Here is a 17,420-nt window from a genome sequence, read left to right as displayed (position 1 = left end):
TTTTCTTTATACTTTTGATAGGATGAAAAAAATCACCATTGCAATAGACGGATTTTCCTCAACGGGTAAAAGTACTTTAGCAAAACAATTAGCTAAAAAGCTGCAATATATTTATGTAGATACGGGTGCCATGTACCGTGCGGTTACCTTGTTTGCTATGAGGGCAGGTTTGGTAAATGCCGGCAATGTTGATAAAGATACGTTGGAGCAAAAATTAGGTGATGTTGAATTGAAGTTTGTATTCAATTCTGAATTGGGTTTTGCGGAAATGTATTTGAACGGAGAAAATGTAGAAAAGGAAATAAGGACTATGCCGGTTTCCAAGAACGTTAGCCAAGTAGCCGTTTTAGAGGCAGTTCGTAAAAAATTAGTAGCCTTGCAACAAGCAATGGGTGTTGATAAAGGTATTGTTATGGATGGTAGGGATATTGGTACAGTGGTATTTCCAGATGCGGAACTTAAAATATTTATGACCGCTTCACCTGAAAAGAGAGCAGTAAGAAGGTATAAAGAGTTATTGGATAGGGGAGAGAATGTCGTCTATGAAGATATTTTGGAAAATGTTCAAAAACGAGATTATATTGACAGTAATAGAGAGATATCTCCTTTAAGAAAAGCTGATGATGCAATTGAGTTCGATAATAGTGACTTAGGACTGGAAGATCAGTTTCAAAGAATTTACGAACATTCGCTTCGGGTTATAGAAAAACAAGTATAAAAAAAGAGGTTAGTTTTGCTAACCTCTTTTTTATTATGTGGTATATGTATTATTTGTTTGGAATAACCAATACTTGATCAGGATGAATTACATCCGGATTTTTTAAGATGTTGGTATTCGCTTCAAAAATAGCTTTATATTTCATTGGGTCACCGTAATATTCTTTAGCTATTTTACTTAAAGACTCACCGCTTTTTACCACGTGTCTGTGATAAACAGAATCATCTTCTACTGTAATGTTCGCTTTAATATCAGAAGGGCTTTCACCGCCCAATGCTTTAATTTTATCCCAGATCAAATCCTTTTCATAAGGAGTTTTTGCTTGTCCTTTTATTTTTAGAACATCTCCTTCAACAGTTACGTTACCGTCTTTGATACCTAATTGTTCACCTAGGTCCAAAACCCCTTGATATTTCGCTTTAACGCTCATATTTTTACTTTTTTTAATGGTTATTATAATGCTTCTAAGATAAGCATATTTAAGATATTCCATTCCAAAATCATGCCATATTCTTTAATTGAATGGTATATAATAAGTTGTGTTGTCTAATTTAAATAAAATGCTTATTTTTGCACACCTTTTTTGCAAGGCATTCAAGAGAAAAAGGGATTAGATAAACAAAAAGATATAACTACTTTCATAGTCGTTGCTTAAATCTTGATAAGATTATGGAATACAAATTATTGATCAGCAAATGGCTGAAGAAAAAACAAACGCAGAGGTAGAAGCTACTACCGAAGCAACACAACAAGCTGTAGAGACTCCACAGCAAGATCCACAAGAATTTTTAGAGAACTTTAACTGGGAAAAATACGAGCAAGGAATTGAGCGTGTAGATGACTCAAAGTTGAAGGAATTTGAAGATTTAGTAGCTGAAAATTTCGTTGATACTGCCGATGAGGAAGTAGTAGAAGGGAAAGTAGTTTATATTACTGATAGAGAGGCTATCATTGATATCAACGCAAAATCTGAAGGTGTAATTTCGTTAAACGAATTTCGTTACAACCCAGGTTTAAAAGTAGGTGACAAAGTAGAGGTATTGATCGATATTCGTGAGGATAAAAGTGGTCAGTTGGTTTTATCTCACAGAAAAGCGAGAACTATTATGGCTTGGGACCGTGTAAATGCGGCTCATGACAAAGAAGAAATCGTTAGTGGTTTTGTGAAGTGCAGAACTAAAGGTGGTATGATCGTTGACGTATTTGGTATAGAAGCTTTCTTACCAGGTTCTCAAATTGACGTTAAGCCAATTCGTGACTACGACCAGTATGTAAACAAAACAATGGAATTCAAGGTTGTAAAGATCAATCACGAATTTAAAAACGTTGTTGTTTCTCATAAAGCACTTATTGAGGCTGATATTGAAGAGCAGAAGAAAGAAATCATTAGCCAATTAGAAAAAGGACAAGTATTGGAAGGTGTTGTTAAAAACATTACTTCTTACGGTGTGTTCATTGATCTAGGTGGTGTTGATGGTTTAGTTCACATTACTGACCTTTCATGGAGCAGAATCAACCACCCGAACGAGGTTGTTGAATTGGACCAGAAATTAAATGTTGTAATTCTTGATTTTGATGAAAACAAATCTAGAATTCAATTAGGTCTTAAGCAATTGGAGAAGCATCCTTGGGAAGCTTTATCTGATGAAATTAAGATTGGTGATAAAGTAAAAGGTAAAGTAGTTGTTATAGCTGATTACGGCGCGTTCATTGAGGTTGTTGAAGGTGTTGAAGGTCTTATCCACGTATCTGAAATGTCTTGGTCTACGCACTTGCGTTCTGCACAGGATTTCGTAAATGTAGGTGATGAGGTAGAAGCGGTTGTATTGACATTGGATCGTGAAGATCGTAAAATGTCTCTTGGTATCAAGCAATTGACTCCAGATCCTTGGACTGATATTACTACGAAATACCCTGTAGGTTCTAAACATAAAGGTATTGTAAGAAACTTTACAAACTTTGGTGTTTTTGTTGAGCTAGAAGAAGGTATAGACGGTTTAATTTACATCTCTGATCTTTCTTGGACTAAGAAAATCAAGCATCCATCTGAGTTTACTAACGTAGGTGATACTTTAGAAGTTGAAGTATTGGAATTGGATGTTGAAGGTCGTAAGTTGAGCTTAGGTCACAAGCAGACTACTGAAAACCCATGGGATAAATATGAAACTGAATTCGCATTGGGTACAGTTCATACAGCAACCATTTCTGATGTAGTTGATAAAGGTGCAACAATTGAATTTAACGATGATATTACTGCATTTATTCCTCAACGTCATTTAGAAAAAGAAGATGGTAAAAAACTAGGTAAAGGTGATGAAGCTGAATTCAAGATTATTGAGTTCAACAAAGACTTCAAACGTGTTGTAGCTAGTCATACTGCAATCTTCCGTGAAGAAGAGCAACGTAATGTTAAGGCGGCTGTCAAAAGACAAGCAGCTAGTGCAGATGAGGCTAAGCCAACTTTAGGTGATGCTAACGATGCGTTACAAGCGTTGAAAGACAAAATGGAAGCTGATTCTAAGAAGAAGTAATTTCATTAGCATACATCCTTAAATAGGATAGTTTATAAAAGCCCGGATGCATAATCCGGGCTTTTTGTATTTATGATTGTTTGTTGTTTCCTAAAGGTAAGTCGCAATGGAACTACACGTCATTCTAATTGATTTCGTTTTGCCTCTGTAATAGATGATAATCAAAAGGCTATCAGCAAAGCAAATAGGTTTTACTATTTTAAGTTTAGGATTTTAATTTCTGAAATAAGTAAACAACATAGATATGTTGAAGAAATGAATATATTTTAATGTCTTGTTAATAGGGTAAATAGTAAAAGCCCAGATTTTCATCTAGGCTTTATTAGTTTTCATTCAGTCGGTTCCTATTAGGGTTCTAACGTAAATGAAATACTAGTGGAGATTGTTATGTAATTATACTTTTAATGTAATTGTGTTTGCACAGAACAAGGTCAGGTTGGTAAAAAAATTAATACACCTTTTTCTTCACGAACCAGATATCTTCAAGGCTTAAGTTCAAGGTAAGTAAGTGATAGTTCTCCTTTACCAAAACGTTTTGTAATAGACCTTTGGATCCATAGCTATATGAAAGGTTGATCATAGAATGGGTTCCTCTACTTGTTGGTATACCAATACCTGCTGTAAAATTGTAGCCCTCAACTTTTTCATCACTAATGGCTAAATATCCATTGTCATAATTATAACCTACTCTATATGCTATTCTTTGACCATATTTATAGCTGGTTGGGTCTTGAATATATTCTAGTCCAAAAGCATAGATGTCTTGGTCTTCATAACTACCTATATTTTCAGATTGATCGGTTTTGGTCCAAAAATTCTTTTTGTAATCTGCGCTAAATGTCAGCTCTTCAATAGGTTTGATGCTCATACCAAATCCCAACTCAAGGGGTAATTTAAAGTCTGATACAGTATCTGAACTCTCGTCCTCTACAGTAATTTCAATACCGGATAACGACTTGTTGATAGACCTTTTTAAATTGCCGTTTAAACTTGTAGGTAATTGTACAGTACTACCTATGGTAATTTTTTCGTTAACATCATATTGCAGTCCAAAGCCAAGTCTTGCACCACTATAATTTGTTTTTTCTATAGATTCAAAAGCAGTTGCATTGTAAGTAAAAGATTCCGTCTCTTCAATGTTACCGAATAGGAATGAAGCACTTAGACCTAACCTAAGCTTAGGAATTAAGGCATAACCAATATTAAGTTTAATATCATTTAGCCCCCCCAAACCGGTTACGTTACTTTCAAATGAATTTGTAGACCCTTCAATGTTGCTACTTACACCAAGTAGGGAATATCCAACATCACTATAAGGTACCATGGTTATGCCTGCACCAAAATTTTCTGCAATTCTAAAACCAAAGGCGATATTGGAAAAATTGACATTTGATTTTTCTTCTGTATCTGACGTATTGCTGTAATTATTAAATTCTCCGGTAACCCCAATATCATACAGGAAAGAGTTTTGGGGTATTAAGGCGTAATTGGCAGGGTTTAAGTTGTTCAACTCGTAAGTTGATTTAATACCTATACCGCTATAGCCAAAACTATTGAACTTTCCAATACTGGTTTGGTTGATAACACCTAGTCCGTATAAGGAATAAGGAGAACTGGTTAATGCTTCTGATTGTGCTGAAATTTGCTGTATGCCAAGAAAAGCTCCTATGGTGACCACTATAATTTGGTTAATCTTCATCGTAAATACCGTATGTTAATTCTAAAATTGTTTCGTTTTCCCCATTACCGTTTCCGCTCATAATAAATCGATCTACAGTAGAATTATAATCAACAGGAAGTAAGATTAAAGCATCATCAATATCCCTGTCCTTTAGGTAAAGCTCTTCTAAATAATAAGACAGGGATATTTCATAATAGATGTCGTTAAATTCTTGATTGTCCCTGTTTAAAATAGCATAGGAAGTAGAGGACAGGGTTTCGGTCAAATCATTGTTTTGGTCAACGACATATACCGCAAGGGTGTCTCTTAGTTTTAGGTTATCGTTATAAGATTGGGCAACTGGTTTTATTTTAAGGGTGCCGTCCAATATGGTGCCACTGCCAGGTATGTCGTAAAGACTCGTAATACTTGGAAATTGTACTCTCATGGCTATTCCTACACCAGATTGAATGTAACTCTCGTTGTTAGAATCGGAACTTTCTAAGTTGACCTTACTATCTGTTAAGCCCTGTAGCGGTGTAATAGGGTCTTCTGCGGTTATGCTATTAAAGAAAGGAATTGGTGTGGTTGTTGCGTTTATTTGAATATCAAAATATTCCTGTTCAGATTCATATTCGGTTTCTGTACTATAATATAAGCGCATGTAAGTATTCTCGGAAGATTTTGAAAAACCGATGATTGAGCCATTGTCGGTTTCGTCAGGTAAAAGCGCTATGCCTTTAAAGTAATCCCTATATTCATCAGAATTTACAATGTCTTTCTCCTGTAGTTTGGAGAATATATCCGTGCCAAAATCGTCTATCATTTTTATAGTTATAGAGTCTCCTGCCAAAGGTCTTGGGTTGTATTCGTAAAAACCCAGGTCATCTTCATCATAGCTGATTTTACTCGTATTGTAGAAATAATCATCACTTTCTGGATTCAGGTTTTCTATAATTTTTTTAATGTGAATGGTGTTTTTCTGTAGCGTGTCATTGTAGTAGTAATTGTCATATCCCAAGACCATTACCAAACTATCAAATACCGCCTCAGAATCTATGGTATAGGTCTCTGGTAAAAACTGCATGTAGCTAGATGCCCTAACGGTACCAAAAACAGCATCTGAATATTTTCCTGTAAGAATTCTTGTAGATTCAGAAGTAGCTAAACTATCGAACTTCATGGTAGAGGTACTCACCGTTAATGTATCGATCAATATGAGGCGAATGTTACTATCGGTAAATGTTTCACCGGCTACAAAATCGGTATCATTATATATTTCATCACTGCAAGAGATAACGACTATTGTAAATAAACCACCAATCATTATGATGTGGAGTGCACGTAGTTTGTTTAAGAACACCTTCATTTAAAATTTAGTTTTCATCAAAGCTAAATACCCAATGCGGTTGTAAAAACCTGAATAGACGAATCCGTAATGTTAAGGGATGAAATCTATTATTTAAACTATTAATGAAATGTTTGTGTTCGTAGATGAAAACCTAGGATTGGTATGTTAAAAATCAATCTTAATCTATTGTGTTTTTTAGAACCCTGGGGTCTCTAGTAGATTTGATTTCTCAAAGAAAGAACCTTAAAACAAAAAAGTAATGAATAAAAGAAAATCGTATGTATACAAAATTACCGGGTTGGCGCTTTTGGCCATGGTAGTTACAAGTTGTTCAAGTGATGATGAGGACGATTTAGGTAACTGGGTAGATAAATCTGTATTTGATGGTAGCCCAAGAAGTAGTGTATCTGGTTTTACAATAGATAATATTGGGTATATGGGTGTTGGTTATGATGGAGACGATTATTTGGCTTCTTTTTGGGCATACGATATTGAAGGTGACTACTGGTCTCAAAAAGCTGATTTTCCTGGAGCTGCTAGAAATGCGGCCGTAGGTTTTGAGATTGACGGTACTGGTTATATAGGTTCTGGGTATGATGGTGTAGATGAATTGACGGATTTTTATAGTTATGATACTGCCTCTAATACATGGACGGAAATTGCCTCTTTACCAACAGCAAGAAGAAGTGCTGTAGGTTTTGGAATTAACGGCTATGGTTATGTGGGTACAGGATATGATGGTGAAAATGATAGAAAGGATTTCTACAAGTATAACCCTGCAACCGATACTTGGACTGAATTAGTAGGTTTTGGAGGAAATAAAAGAAGATCTGCCACCACTTTTACTATAGATGGTTTGGTGTATTTAGGTACTGGAGTGTCCAACGGGGTATACTTAGATGATTTTTGGGTATTTGATCCTGCTACTGAAAGTTGGACTTCAAAGTTAGACCTTGATGAAGAAGATGATTATGCTATTGCAAGAAGTAATGCTGTTGGATTTACGTTAAACGGATACGGTTATATAGCAACCGGAGAATTAGGTGGTGCTACCAATACAGTTTGGGAGTACGATCCAGCTTCAGATGAATGGGAACAAAAAACATCTTTTGAAGGAGCTACAAGGCAAGATGCTATTGCTTTTTCAAATGGAAGTCGAGTATTTATAGGAATGGGTAGAACTGGAACATTATACCTAGATGATTTAGATGAATTTTTTCCATTGGATGAGTACGATGACGAAGATTAATTTTTCATAGTGAGTGCAATTGTTAATTTTTTGGGTCAATCTGTGAAGGTTGGCCCATTTTTAAACATTTATTTATGAGTTCTACTGTAAAATACTCGCTTGCTATTGTGCTATTTTTGGTACTTGGCTTTGGCATTGTTATGTATATTCAATCTGAGCCCAGCCAAAACCAAATATTTGAAAGTCAAATATTAAGTCTGGATGATGGATTTGGTTATAAGATTTTGAGAGGAGAAAAGATAGTGATCGTACAAGAGTTCGTTCCTGGTCTTCCAGGTAAGCAACAATTTGTTTCTAAAGAAGAAGCTCAGAAAACGGCAAACTTGGTACTATCTAAATTAGAAGAGGGGAAATCGCCAATTTTATTACCGACAGATCTGGCGAAATTGAATATTTCAACCCAAGTAGGTCATTGATAGTATATGAGATCGATAATTAATAATAGAATTCAGATAGTTGTCCATATCAGCATTTGGATTCTGTTTTATGGACTCACATTTTATCCTGTACTAAATGATGCAAGACCTATTCCTTCAGATGTGTTTCCAAAGCTCATTGTAATTATAGTACTATTTTATTTCAATTATTTTTACTTAGTACCAGAGTATTTACTGAAAAAGACAGTGCTCTTTTATTTATTTCTTTCACTGGGACTTTTGATTTTTTCGGTGTATTTGCTCAATCATTTTTTTCCGCCAAGAATACCCGATAATTTCTTTATACAACAAGAAAGACCAAGAGGTCTTGGTTTTATGCCGTTTTATAGAACGTTTGTAAATCTTGGAATACCTTATGTGATCAGTGCTATTTTAAGAATGTATGTGGAGTGGAAACGTAATGAGAATTTACGTTTATCGGTTGAAAAGGAAAATATTAAGTCTGAGCTACAATTTTTAAAGGCGCAATTAAATCCACATTTTTTGTTCAATTCGCTTAATACCATTTATGCCTTATCTGTGAAAAAATCTCCAGACACCTCTGAGGCAATAGTTGATTTATCGGAACTTATGAGATATATGATCTATGAGGCAGATAAAGACTTAGTGCCTTTAAATAAAGAACTAGATTATATAAAAAGTTATATACAGTTACAGCGATTAAGACTATCTGATAGTGAAAATGTATCCTTAAAGATTACGGGTGAAGATAGAGGGCGTGCGGTACCGCCTTTGCTATTTATCTCGTTTATTGAAAATGCCTTTAAATACGGTACGGATTACAAGGGTAAAACCTATGTCAAAATTTCATTGATAATTACAGATGCCTCTATCTATTTAAACGTTAAGAATAAAATTGGAATTTTTAGAGAACCCACCAAGAACTCGGGTATCGGACTTGAGAATATTAGAAATCAGTTAGAATTGATATATCCAGGTCTGCACAACTTAGAGGTAAGTAATGACGGCCAAGATTATGAAGTTTCTTTGACCATTTACCAAAAACAATCAAGCTTATGAAATGTATAATTATAGATGATGAGCCTTTGGCGATTGAAATACTAACTGGCTATTGTGAAAAGCTAGACTTTATAGAGTTGGTGAACTCATATACCAATCCGCTCGATGCTATTACTGAAATCAAGGAAAAGAAAATAGATTTGATCTTTTGTGATATAGAAATGCCCCAAATAAACGGTATAGATTTTATGGGCACTTTAGATAACAGACCGTTGTTCATATTTACCACAGCTTATTCACATTATGCGGTAGATGGGTTTGAGTTGAATGCAGTAGATTATTTGGTGAAACCTATACCTTATCATCGTTTTATAAAATCAGTATCAAGAGTACAAGATTTAATTTCAAAAAAACAAAAGCCAATTATGGAAGCAAACGTTTTCTCATCTACCGGTGATAGTACAGTAGAAAAAAAGTTCATTTTTGTGAAGGCGGAATATGAAAGTATAAAAATAGATTTGGACCAAATTGAATATGTACAAGGTTTAAAAGATTATTTGAAAATTCACATTGCCAACACCAATAAAACCATTTTAACGTTAATGAGCTTTAAGGAGATTATGAGTAAGTTACCTGCAAATCAATTTCTTAGGGTGCATAAATCCTATGTGGTCAATGTAAATTACATTAAAACGGTACAGCGTAACAGAATAGTTATTAATGACATGCGCATACCTATTGGTGAAAGCCATAAAGAAGCCTTCTTTTCTATCTTGGGCTTATAGATTTCACGTTCATTGATCTAAATTTATTTTTTTTGATTTTACTTCCTTATTTTGGCTGTCAAAGTTTAGATAGAATTATCTATTTTTGTTAAGCTAAAAGCACGGGTGCCCATTATGAGTCAAAAAGTTTTACTCTCTTCCAAAGAAATACATATCATCCTGCATAGATTGGCTTGCCAATTGCTTGAAAATCATTTAAATTTTGAAAATACAGTTTTAATTGGAATTCAACCAAGGGGGAAATTTCTTGCTGAACGCTTGAATAAAATTTTAAAGGAGGAGTATAAAGTAAAGAAAATAGACTTAGGGTTTTTGGATATTACTTTTTATCGTGATGATTTTAGAAGAGGGGAAAAGACCCTAGAGGCCACAAAAACAAAGATAGATTTCTTGGTAGAGGACAAAAACGTTGTTTTAATTGATGATGTGCTGTACACAGGCAGAAGTATAAATGCGGCTTTAACTGCTTTGCAATCTTTTGGCAGACCAAAAGATGTAGAGTTGTTATGTTTAATAGATCGCAGATTCAGCAGACATTTGCCAATACAACCCAATTACAGGGGGCGCCAGGTAGATGCCATAAATGATGAGAAGGTAAAGGTGATGTGGGAAGAAAATGACGGGGAAGATATAATATACTTAGTAAATAGATAAGAAAATGAGCGAACTGAGTGTTAAACACTTACTGGGAATTAAATACCTAAAGGAAACCGATATTCAGCTTATTTTTGAAACTGCCGATCATTTTAAAGAGGTGATCAACCGGTCTATTAAAAAAGTGCCTTCGCTTAGAGATATTACCATTGCCAATATATTTTTTGAGAACAGTACTAGGACTAAACTGTCTTTTGAATTGGCGGAAAAGCGTTTATCTGCAGACGTGCTTAATTTTTCCGCAAGTCAGTCTTCGGTTAAAAAAGGTGAAACCTTAATAGATACGGTAAATAACATTCTATCTATGAAAGTAGATATGGTGGTGATGAGGCATCCTAACCCTGGTGCGGGCATATTTTTATCCAAACACGTAAATGCATCAATTGTAAATGCTGGTGATGGTGCACATGAGCATCCAACACAAGCATTGTTGGATTCTTACTCCATACGTGAAAAATTAGGAGACGTAGCAGGCAAAAATGTAGTGATAGTTGGTGATATTCTTCATTCAAGGGTAGCCCTTTCAAATATTTTTGCGTTAAAATTACAAGGAGCAAATGTTAAGGTGTGTGGTCCTAAAACATTGCTTCCTAAGTACATAGAATCTTTAGGGGTCGGTGTAGAAACCAATTTAAGAAAAGCTTTAGAGTGGTGCGATGTAGCTAATATGCTGCGTATACAAAACGAAAGATTGGATATAAGTTATTTCCCGACCACACGAGAGTATACCCAACAATTTGGGGTGAATAAAAAATTGCTTGATAGCTTGGATAAGGAAATTGTAATAATGCACCCAGGTCCTATAAACAGAGGTGTGGAAATTACAAGTGATGTGGCAGATTCCAAGCAATCTATAATCTTAAATCAGGTTGAAAACGGAGTTGCTATTCGTATGGCGGTAATTTATTTATTGGCATCTAAAATAAAATAATATGATTTTTACTAAAGAAGAATCGTTGATTATTGTATCTCAAGAAGAAATTTCAATTGAGCGTTTTTTAGAGAATTTGCTGAAAGAATATGCAAAATTAAAAAACGATAATTTAGTGTTAGACTTGTTAAGCTTCTCAAAGTTGACACCTTATAATGTTATCTCATTTTTAGAAGTAGCAAGAATGCATAAAAAGAACGGACAGTCGTTCGTTTTGGTATCGGATAAAGTGTCTTACGATGATGTTCCTGAAGAAATTAATCTTGTGCCAACCCTACAAGAAGCTAGAGATGTTGTTGAAATGGAAGAAATAGAACGTGATTTGGGTATATAACAATACGCAAAGCACAGATAAGAATACTTAAGTACTTATTTTATGCGCCTTACTATATTGGGTTGTTATGCGGCAACACCAAGAACGCTTACTAATCCTACGTCACAAGTTTTAGAAATTAACAATCAAGTTGTATTAATTGATTGTGGTGAGGGAACCCAGGTAGAGCTTAGAAGGCATAAAATAAAGTTCTCAAGAATAAACCATATTTTCATTTCTCACCTACATGGAGATCACTTTTTTGGACTCCCAGGTTTTATTTCTACCATGAGATTATTGGGTAGGGAGAAAGCACTTCATGTATACGGCCCCAAAGGAATTAAAGAGGCTATTACATTGCTTTTGAAATTGGGAGATTCTTGGACAAACTACCCATTGTTATTTCATGAACTTACCAGTAAGGAACAGGAGCTTATCTTTGAGGATGATAAGATAAGTGTAACTACCATACCATTAGATCATAGGGTATATACAAATGGCTACTTGTTCAGGGAAAAATTAGGCAAGAGAAAGCTGAATGTTACTGCGGCAGAAAAGTATGGGATTGACAAAGCTTACTATAACAATATAAAAAACGGAAAGAATATAACTTTGGATAATGGTACTATTGTATCCAATAGTGAATTAACCTTTGATCCGCCTGAGCCAAAATCTTATGCATTTTGTAGTGACACCGTTTATGATGAAAGTTTGGCTGAAAAGATTAAAAATGTAGATGTTTTATATCATGAATCTACATTTTTGGAAACAGAGACCGATCTTGCCGTGAAAACCAAGCATGCTACCGCTAAACAAGCCGCTATGGTAGCAAAAAAAGCTAATGTAAAAACCTTAGTGTTAGGTCATTACTCTACTCGCTATAAATCAATAGCATTGTTTAAAGAAGAAGCTTCAACTATTTTTCCTAATGTAGTTCTTGCTGATGATGGTAAGACATTCGATTTTTAAACCTTTTAATACGTTTTTATAACGTTTATTTTCCTTTCTTTTTAGAACTTTGTTTATCTTGTTTTTAACACGAAAATGATGCAGAAAGATTTAGGTGATTATAGAAAATCCTATGAGAAAAGTGCGTTGGTAGAAGATAGTATATCTGATAATCCAATACAGCTATTTCAAACATGGTTTTATGAGGTTGAAAATTCCGATGGGGTAGATGAACCCAATGCTATGACGGTTTCTACGGTAGGTTTAGATGGTTTTCCCAAAAGTAGGGTAGTACTTCTTAAGAAATATACTCATGAGGGTTTTATCTTTTATACGAACTACAATAGCGAAAAGGGAAAAGCTATTAATGAAAACCCAAATCTCTGTCTATCCTTTTTTTGGGCAAACTTAGAACGCCAAGTAATCATAAAAGGTGTTGCCGAAAAATTGCCCGAAAATCTTTCTGATGGTTATTTTGAGTCAAGACCTGAAGGAAGTAAATTAGGGGCATTGGTATCAAATCAAAGTACTGTAATTGATTCCAGAGCCGTATTGGAAGATAAATTGGCTAAGTTGGAAAAAGAATATAACGGTAAAGAAATAGAAAGGCCTAAGCATTGGGGTGGCTATTTGGTAAGACCTTTATCTATAGAGTTTTGGCAAGGCAGACCTAATAGACTGCATGATCGAATTAGGTACACCCTTACCAGTGAATTTGATTGGAAAATGGAACGATTGGCTCCTTAAATATGTTAACATGAAGAATCTATTTTTAATGCGCCACGGTAAGTCTTCTTGGGAGCTAAATGTTAGTGATCAAGATAGGGCACTATTGCAAAGAGGGGTTAATGATGCCCATTTGGTTGCTATGGAAATTGCCAGACAAGATATTAAAATAGATAAAGTATATACTAGCCCCGCAAACAGGGCATTTCATACTTGTATGATTTGTCTTAGAATTATTGGTCATCCTTTAAATAATTGTGGTATAGATTCAAGTTTGTACGACTTCTCAGGTGATCAGGTTTTTAAGTTTATAAAACAATTAGAGGATACTTTTGAAAATGTTCTCATTTTTGGGCATAATCATGCCTTTACCTATTTAGCAAATTCGTTGGGAGATAAACATATAGATAATGTGCCCACCAGCGGTTTTGTTCAATTACAGTTTAAAGAAAATTCATGGGCCGCTATTACTCAGGGTTCAACAATACAAACCATATTTCCGAAGCAATTAAAAGCATGATAAAAAACAACAATCAGTACGTAAATAGAGAAATAAGTTGGTTATGGTTCAACGAGCGTGTACTACAGGAAAGTGCAGATAAGAATGTGCCATTAATTGAAAGATTACGGTTTTTAGGTATTTTCTCAAATAATTTAGATGAGTTTTTCAAGGTGCGTTATGCAACGGTTAAGCGTATTGTAGAAGCTGGTAAAACCGGTAAAAGTGTACTTGGGGGAGAAAAGGCAAAAGATCTTCTAGAGGAGATTACGAATATCGTTATTGAACAGCAAACAAAAAGTTTATCAATTCTTAGAAGAATTGAACATGAGTTGGAAGGGGAGAATATATTCATTATCAAGGAAACGGAATTAAACGATAATCAAAAGGATTTCGTGAAGGCCTATTTCTTAAAGGAAGTGAGCCCGCAATTAATGACTATCATTTTAAATGATTTAACACGTTTTCCTACCCTGAAAGACACTGCAGCGTATTTAGCTGTAAAAATGGTCATTAAGAGTGATGATAGTAGAAAAGAGAAAAGATATGCCTTAATTGAAATACCCAAGGGAATTGATCGCTTTATTGTATTGCCAGATGAAGGAGATAAAAGTTATATCATAATACTAGATGATCTAATTAGGTACTGTCTTGGCAATATATTTACCATGTTCGAGTATGAATCTATTTCTGCTCATATGATCAAGATAACAAGAGATGCCGAACTTGATATTGACAACGACCTTAGTAAAAGTTTTATTGAAAAAATTTCATCTAGTGTAGAGCATAGAAAAATAAGTGATCCCGTTCGCTTTGTATACGATAAAAGTATTGGCAGGGACACCTTGACTTTTCTAAAGGAAAAGATGAACATAGAAGATACGGATAGTGTAATACCAGGTGGTAGATACCATAACCGAAGAGATTATATGGGTTTTCCAAGCTTGGGAAGAAAAGATCTTTTATATGACAAGATAGTTCCGTTACCGGTAAAGGGGCTTAGTGTAGAAGGTAGTATTTTAGAGAGTATAGCCAAAAAAGATTATTTGCAGTACACACCCTACCATACGTTTACCTATGTATTAAAATTTTTACGTGAAGCTGCACTTGATCCAAAAGTACGTTCCATAAAGATTACGGTTTATAGACTGGCAAGTAACTCACAAATTGCTGCAAGTTTGATCAACGCGGTTAAAAATGGTAAACAAGTAACCGTTCAAATTGAGCTTCAGGCACGTTTTGATGAGCAGGCAAATATTGAATACGCAGAGCAGTTACAGTCTGAAGGGGTTAAATTAATATTTGGTGTTCCAGGGCTAAAGGTTCATAGTAAAATATGTTTAATTGAGCGCGAAGAAAATGGAGCTTTAAAGCGATACGGTTTTGTGAGTACAGGTAATTTTAATGAATCTACCGCAAGAATTTATACTGATTTTACTCTATTTACGGCAGATGATTCTATACTAAAAGAGTTGAATAAAGTCTTTGACTTTTTTGAGACTACCTACAAGATCAACAAGTATAAACATCTTATAGTATCTCCGCATTATACCAAAAATGCGTTTATGAAATTAATTGATAATGAAATAGCAAATGCCAAGCAGGGCAAAGTGGCTTTTATCAAAATAAAAATGAACAGTTTTACCTCTTACAAAATGGTAGATAAACTGTATGAGGCGAGTAGAACGGGGGTAAAGATCCAGTTGATCATAAGAGGTATATGTTGCTTAATACCAGGGGTTGAGGGTATGAGTGAAAACATAGAAGCTATAAGTGTTATAGATAAGTTTTTAGAGCATACTCGTTTCTTTGCTTTTGCAAATGGTGGCGATACTAAAATGTATATATCATCTGCAGATTGGATGACTAGAAACCTTGATTATAGAGTTGAGGTTGGTTGCCCAATTTATGATGAGGATATAAAAAAGGAATTGATGGATACGTTTGATATCTGTTGGAAAGACAATATGAAAGCTCGTGTGTTTAATGAAAAACAAGACAATGCATACCGTAAATCTTCCATACCTAAAATAAGATCTCAGTTTGCTACGTACGACTATTATGCTAAAAAACAGGAATCTTAAAAAAAGTATTTTTTGAAAGTAAGAAAATTTGCGGCAATTGATATAGGCTCCAATGCTATTAGATTGCTAACACACAATGTTATTGAGGATAAGGGTAAAAAGACTCAATTTAGAAAAAGTGCATTGGTAAGGGTACCTGTAAGGCTAGGTGAAGATTCTTTTACCGTTGGTGAAGTTTCTGAACAAAATGAAGCCCGTTTAATAAAGACCATGAAAGCTTTTAAGCTTTTAATGGAAGTGTCGGGTGTTGAAAGGTACCGTGCATGTGCTACATCTGCAATGAGGGAAGCCAATAACGGTAACGAGATAATTGAGAAGATCGTAAAGGAATCTGGGGTCAAAATAGATTTAATAGACGGTAAACAAGAAGCTGCTATTATAGCTTCTACAGACTTAAAAAACTTGATTAAAGATGATCAATGCTATTTGTATATAGACGTTGGTGGTGGTAGTACGGAGTTTACCTTGTTTTCTAATGGTAAAATTCAAGTGAGCAAGTCGTTTAAGCTGGGTACGGTAAGACTTTTAAATAATATGGTTAAACCGGAAACTTGGAATAAACTAGAGGAGTGGATCAAAACAATTTTAAAGGATAAACCAAAATTATCGATTATAGGGTCCGGAGGCAACATTAATAAGTTGCATAAACTATCAGGTAGAAAAGAAGGTGAGCCACTTTCTTACATTTGGTTGAACGCGCAATATCATTTTTTAGACAGTCTAAGTTATGATGATAGGGTGTCTGAACTAGGATTAAATCCAGATAGGGCAGATGTTATAATTCCTGCAACCAAAATTTTTCTCTCGGCCGCAAAATGGAGCGGGGCAAAGAAAATTCATGTTCCCAAAATTGGACTTTCAGATGGTATTATAAAAGATTTGTATTATTCAGAAGCTAAATAAGCCGCGTTCTATCCGTGAATGCTTTCTTTTTTGCCTAGGTCTTTCATGATCTGGGCTTCATATTCTAAAAGACTGTTCCATTTTTTGTTCACCTCTTCAAGGTCCCCATATTTACGAGCAAACTTTAGGAACATGGTGTAATGCCCCGCTTCACTGATCATTAACTTGTGATAAAATTCGGCTAGTTTTTTGTCTTCCAGTTCTTCGGATAATAATCTAAAACGTTCACAACTACGCGCCTCAATTAAAGCTGCATATAATAATCTATGCACTAATTGGGTGGTTCTACTACCGCCCTTTGGAAAGTATTTAATAAGTTCTATAACATATTCATCTTTACGATCCCTGCCCAGCGCATTTCCTCGCTTTAAAATAAGGTCGTGTACCATTTTAAAATGACCCATTTCCTCTCTTGATAAGGCTATCATTTCCTCAACAAGTTCAGTATATTCAGGGAAAGATACAATGAGTGATATTGCTGTACTTGCGGCTTTTTGCTCACAATACGCATGATCTGTCAATATTTCATCAATATTCTTCTCAACAATGTTTACCCATCTTGGATCGGTTGGTAGTTTTAAGCCTAACATAGTTCTCTTTTTTTCAAAATTAGAAAGAATTTAAAGACCTAACGAATTTTAATCAAAAACCTAGACCGCTTCCTGATGAAT

Annotated in this window: 18 protein-coding genes; 14 read left to right on the top strand and 4 right to left on the bottom strand. The window is 34.9% G+C overall.

The window, feature by feature from the left end:
- The first annotated feature begins 22 nt into the window (after window positions 1–22).
- Complete coding sequence (gene cmk, locus VBZ51_RS17765) at window positions 23–718, top strand: (d)CMP kinase (RefSeq protein WP_416577806.1); 696 nt, start codon at window positions 23–25, stop codon at window positions 716–718.
- Between the two features lie 49 nt (window positions 719–767).
- Here the strand turns inward: cmk and VBZ51_RS17760 are convergent, their stop codons facing one another.
- Window positions 768–1,148, bottom strand: coding sequence for a LysM peptidoglycan-binding domain-containing protein (locus VBZ51_RS17760; protein WP_058105800.1), 381 nt, complete (start codon window positions 1,146–1,148; stop codon window positions 768–770).
- Window positions 1,149–1,413: 265 nt separating this feature from the next.
- Here VBZ51_RS17760 and rpsA point away from each other — a divergent pair, with 265 nt between their 5' ends.
- Complete coding sequence (gene rpsA, locus VBZ51_RS17755) at window positions 1,414–3,249, top strand: 30S ribosomal protein S1 (RefSeq protein WP_058105762.1); 1,836 nt, start codon at window positions 1,414–1,416, stop codon at window positions 3,247–3,249.
- Between the two features lie 448 nt (window positions 3,250–3,697).
- Here rpsA and VBZ51_RS17750 read toward each other — a convergent pair whose 3' ends face one another.
- Window positions 3,698–4,948 (bottom strand): OmpP1/FadL family transporter, encoded by a 1,251-nt coding sequence (locus tag VBZ51_RS17750; protein WP_416577805.1) that lies wholly within the window; start codon window positions 4,946–4,948, stop codon window positions 3,698–3,700.
- Window positions 4,938–6,278: a DUF4270 family protein gene (locus VBZ51_RS17745; protein ID WP_083414181.1), complete on the bottom strand. Its 1,341-nt coding sequence runs from the start codon at window positions 6,276–6,278 to the stop codon at window positions 4,938–4,940. The genes VBZ51_RS17750 and VBZ51_RS17745 overlap by 11 nt, the downstream gene beginning before the upstream one ends.
- Before the next feature lie 241 nt (window positions 6,279–6,519).
- On the opposite strand from VBZ51_RS17745, the gene VBZ51_RS17740 reads away from it, so the two are divergent.
- The 12 genes from VBZ51_RS17740 to VBZ51_RS17685 all read left to right on the top strand — a co-directional run bounded on the left by VBZ51_RS17740 (window position 6,520) and on the right by VBZ51_RS17685 (window position 16,749).
- Window positions 6,520–7,509, top strand: a complete 990-nt coding sequence (locus VBZ51_RS17740; RefSeq protein ID WP_416577804.1) for a Kelch repeat-containing protein — start codon at window positions 6,520–6,522, stop codon at window positions 7,507–7,509.
- A gap of 74 nt (window positions 7,510–7,583) precedes the next feature.
- Window positions 7,584–7,925 carry a DUF4907 domain-containing protein gene (locus VBZ51_RS17735; RefSeq protein WP_074669678.1) on the top strand — a complete coding sequence of 114 codons (342 nt, stop codon included), beginning with the start codon at window positions 7,584–7,586 and terminating at the stop codon, window positions 7,923–7,925.
- Window positions 7,926–7,931: 6 nt separating this feature from the next.
- Window positions 7,932–8,966 (top strand): sensor histidine kinase, encoded by a 1,035-nt coding sequence (locus tag VBZ51_RS17730; protein ID WP_058105767.1) that lies wholly within the window; start codon window positions 7,932–7,934, stop codon window positions 8,964–8,966.
- A complete protein-coding gene (locus tag VBZ51_RS17725; RefSeq protein ID WP_058105768.1) occupies window positions 8,963–9,691 on the top strand; it encodes a LytR/AlgR family response regulator transcription factor in 729 nt (242 codons plus the stop codon). The genes VBZ51_RS17730 and VBZ51_RS17725 overlap by 4 nt, the downstream gene beginning before the upstream one ends.
- 114 nt (window positions 9,692–9,805) lie before the next feature.
- Window positions 9,806–10,345 (top strand): bifunctional pyr operon transcriptional regulator/uracil phosphoribosyltransferase PyrR, encoded by a 540-nt coding sequence (gene pyrR / locus VBZ51_RS17720; RefSeq protein ID WP_058105769.1) that lies wholly within the window; start codon window positions 9,806–9,808, stop codon window positions 10,343–10,345.
- 4 nt (window positions 10,346–10,349) lie between these two features.
- Window positions 10,350–11,276 carry an aspartate carbamoyltransferase catalytic subunit gene (locus VBZ51_RS17715; protein ID WP_058105770.1) on the top strand — a complete coding sequence of 309 codons (927 nt, stop codon included), beginning with the start codon at window positions 10,350–10,352 and terminating at the stop codon, window positions 11,274–11,276.
- A gap of 1 nt (window position 11,277) precedes the next feature.
- Complete coding sequence (locus tag VBZ51_RS17710; RefSeq protein WP_416577803.1) at window positions 11,278–11,610, top strand: ribonuclease Z; 333 nt, start codon at window positions 11,278–11,280, stop codon at window positions 11,608–11,610.
- A 42-nt stretch (window positions 11,611–11,652) separates the two neighbouring features.
- On the top strand, window positions 11,653–12,558 hold the full coding sequence (locus VBZ51_RS17705; protein WP_416577802.1) for a ribonuclease Z: 906 nt from the start codon (window positions 11,653–11,655) through the stop codon (window positions 12,556–12,558).
- 78 nt (window positions 12,559–12,636) lie between these two features.
- Window positions 12,637–13,284 (top strand): pyridoxamine 5'-phosphate oxidase, encoded by a 648-nt coding sequence (gene pdxH, locus VBZ51_RS17700; RefSeq protein WP_416577874.1) that lies wholly within the window; start codon window positions 12,637–12,639, stop codon window positions 13,282–13,284.
- 10 nt (window positions 13,285–13,294) lie between these two features.
- The gene (locus tag VBZ51_RS17695; protein ID WP_416577801.1) at window positions 13,295–13,783 is read left to right on the top strand and encodes a SixA phosphatase family protein; all 489 of its coding nucleotides are present in this window, start codon (window positions 13,295–13,297) and stop codon (window positions 13,781–13,783) included.
- On the top strand, window positions 13,780–15,846 hold the full coding sequence (gene ppk1 / locus VBZ51_RS17690) for a polyphosphate kinase 1 (protein ID WP_416577800.1): 2,067 nt from the start codon (window positions 13,780–13,782) through the stop codon (window positions 15,844–15,846). The genes VBZ51_RS17695 and ppk1 overlap by 4 nt, the downstream gene beginning before the upstream one ends.
- A gap of 12 nt (window positions 15,847–15,858) precedes the next feature.
- The gene (locus VBZ51_RS17685; RefSeq protein ID WP_074669672.1) at window positions 15,859–16,749 is read left to right on the top strand and encodes a Ppx/GppA phosphatase family protein; all 891 of its coding nucleotides are present in this window, start codon (window positions 15,859–15,861) and stop codon (window positions 16,747–16,749) included.
- Between the two features lie 8 nt (window positions 16,750–16,757).
- Here the strand turns inward: VBZ51_RS17685 and VBZ51_RS17680 are convergent, their stop codons facing one another.
- A complete protein-coding gene (locus VBZ51_RS17680) occupies window positions 16,758–17,339 on the bottom strand; it encodes a tRNA-(ms[2]io[6]A)-hydroxylase (protein WP_074669671.1) in 582 nt (193 codons plus the stop codon).
- Between the last annotated feature and the right edge of the window lie 81 nt (window positions 17,340–17,420).

Source organism: Maribacter sp. HS (assembly GCF_048059195.1).
In the GTDB taxonomy this organism is placed as follows: Bacteria; Bacteroidota; Bacteroidia; order Flavobacteriales; family Flavobacteriaceae; genus Maribacter; species Maribacter dokdonensis.
Note: the sequence above shows the minus strand (reverse complement) of the source record. Positions and strands in the feature narration are given on the sequence as shown.

Excerpts from the sequence above, each read along its gene's own strand:
- cmk (WP_416577806.1), top strand. The coding sequence starts at position 23 with ATGAAAAAAATCACCATTGCAATAGACGGATTTTCCTCAACGGGTAAA.
- VBZ51_RS17760 (WP_058105800.1), bottom strand. The coding sequence starts at position 1,148 with ATGAGCGTTAAAGCGAAATATCAAGGGGTTTTGGACCTAGGTGAACAA.
- rpsA (WP_058105762.1), top strand. The coding sequence starts at position 1,414 with ATGGCTGAAGAAAAAACAAACGCAGAGGTAGAAGCTACTACCGAAGCA.
- VBZ51_RS17750 (WP_416577805.1), bottom strand. The coding sequence starts at position 4,948 with ATGAAGATTAACCAAATTATAGTGGTCACCATAGGAGCTTTTCTTGGC.
- VBZ51_RS17745 (WP_083414181.1), bottom strand. The coding sequence starts at position 6,278 with ATGAAGGTGTTCTTAAACAAACTACGTGCACTCCACATCATAATGATT.
- VBZ51_RS17740 (WP_416577804.1), top strand. The coding sequence starts at position 6,520 with ATGAATAAAAGAAAATCGTATGTATACAAAATTACCGGGTTGGCGCTT.
- VBZ51_RS17735 (WP_074669678.1), top strand. The coding sequence starts at position 7,584 with ATGAGTTCTACTGTAAAATACTCGCTTGCTATTGTGCTATTTTTGGTA.
- VBZ51_RS17730 (WP_058105767.1), top strand. The coding sequence starts at position 7,932 with ATGAGATCGATAATTAATAATAGAATTCAGATAGTTGTCCATATCAGC.
- VBZ51_RS17725 (WP_058105768.1), top strand. The coding sequence starts at position 8,963 with ATGAAATGTATAATTATAGATGATGAGCCTTTGGCGATTGAAATACTA.
- pyrR (WP_058105769.1), top strand. The coding sequence starts at position 9,806 with ATGAGTCAAAAAGTTTTACTCTCTTCCAAAGAAATACATATCATCCTG.
- VBZ51_RS17715 (WP_058105770.1), top strand. The coding sequence starts at position 10,350 with ATGAGCGAACTGAGTGTTAAACACTTACTGGGAATTAAATACCTAAAG.
- VBZ51_RS17710 (WP_416577803.1), top strand. The coding sequence starts at position 11,278 with ATGATTTTTACTAAAGAAGAATCGTTGATTATTGTATCTCAAGAAGAA.
- VBZ51_RS17705 (WP_416577802.1), top strand. The coding sequence starts at position 11,653 with ATGCGCCTTACTATATTGGGTTGTTATGCGGCAACACCAAGAACGCTT.
- pdxH (WP_416577874.1), top strand. The coding sequence starts at position 12,637 with ATGCAGAAAGATTTAGGTGATTATAGAAAATCCTATGAGAAAAGTGCG.
- VBZ51_RS17695 (WP_416577801.1), top strand. The coding sequence starts at position 13,295 with ATGAAGAATCTATTTTTAATGCGCCACGGTAAGTCTTCTTGGGAGCTA.
- ppk1 (WP_416577800.1), top strand. The coding sequence starts at position 13,780 with ATGATAAAAAACAACAATCAGTACGTAAATAGAGAAATAAGTTGGTTA.
- VBZ51_RS17680 (WP_074669671.1), bottom strand. The coding sequence starts at position 17,339 with ATGTTAGGCTTAAAACTACCAACCGATCCAAGATGGGTAAACATTGTT.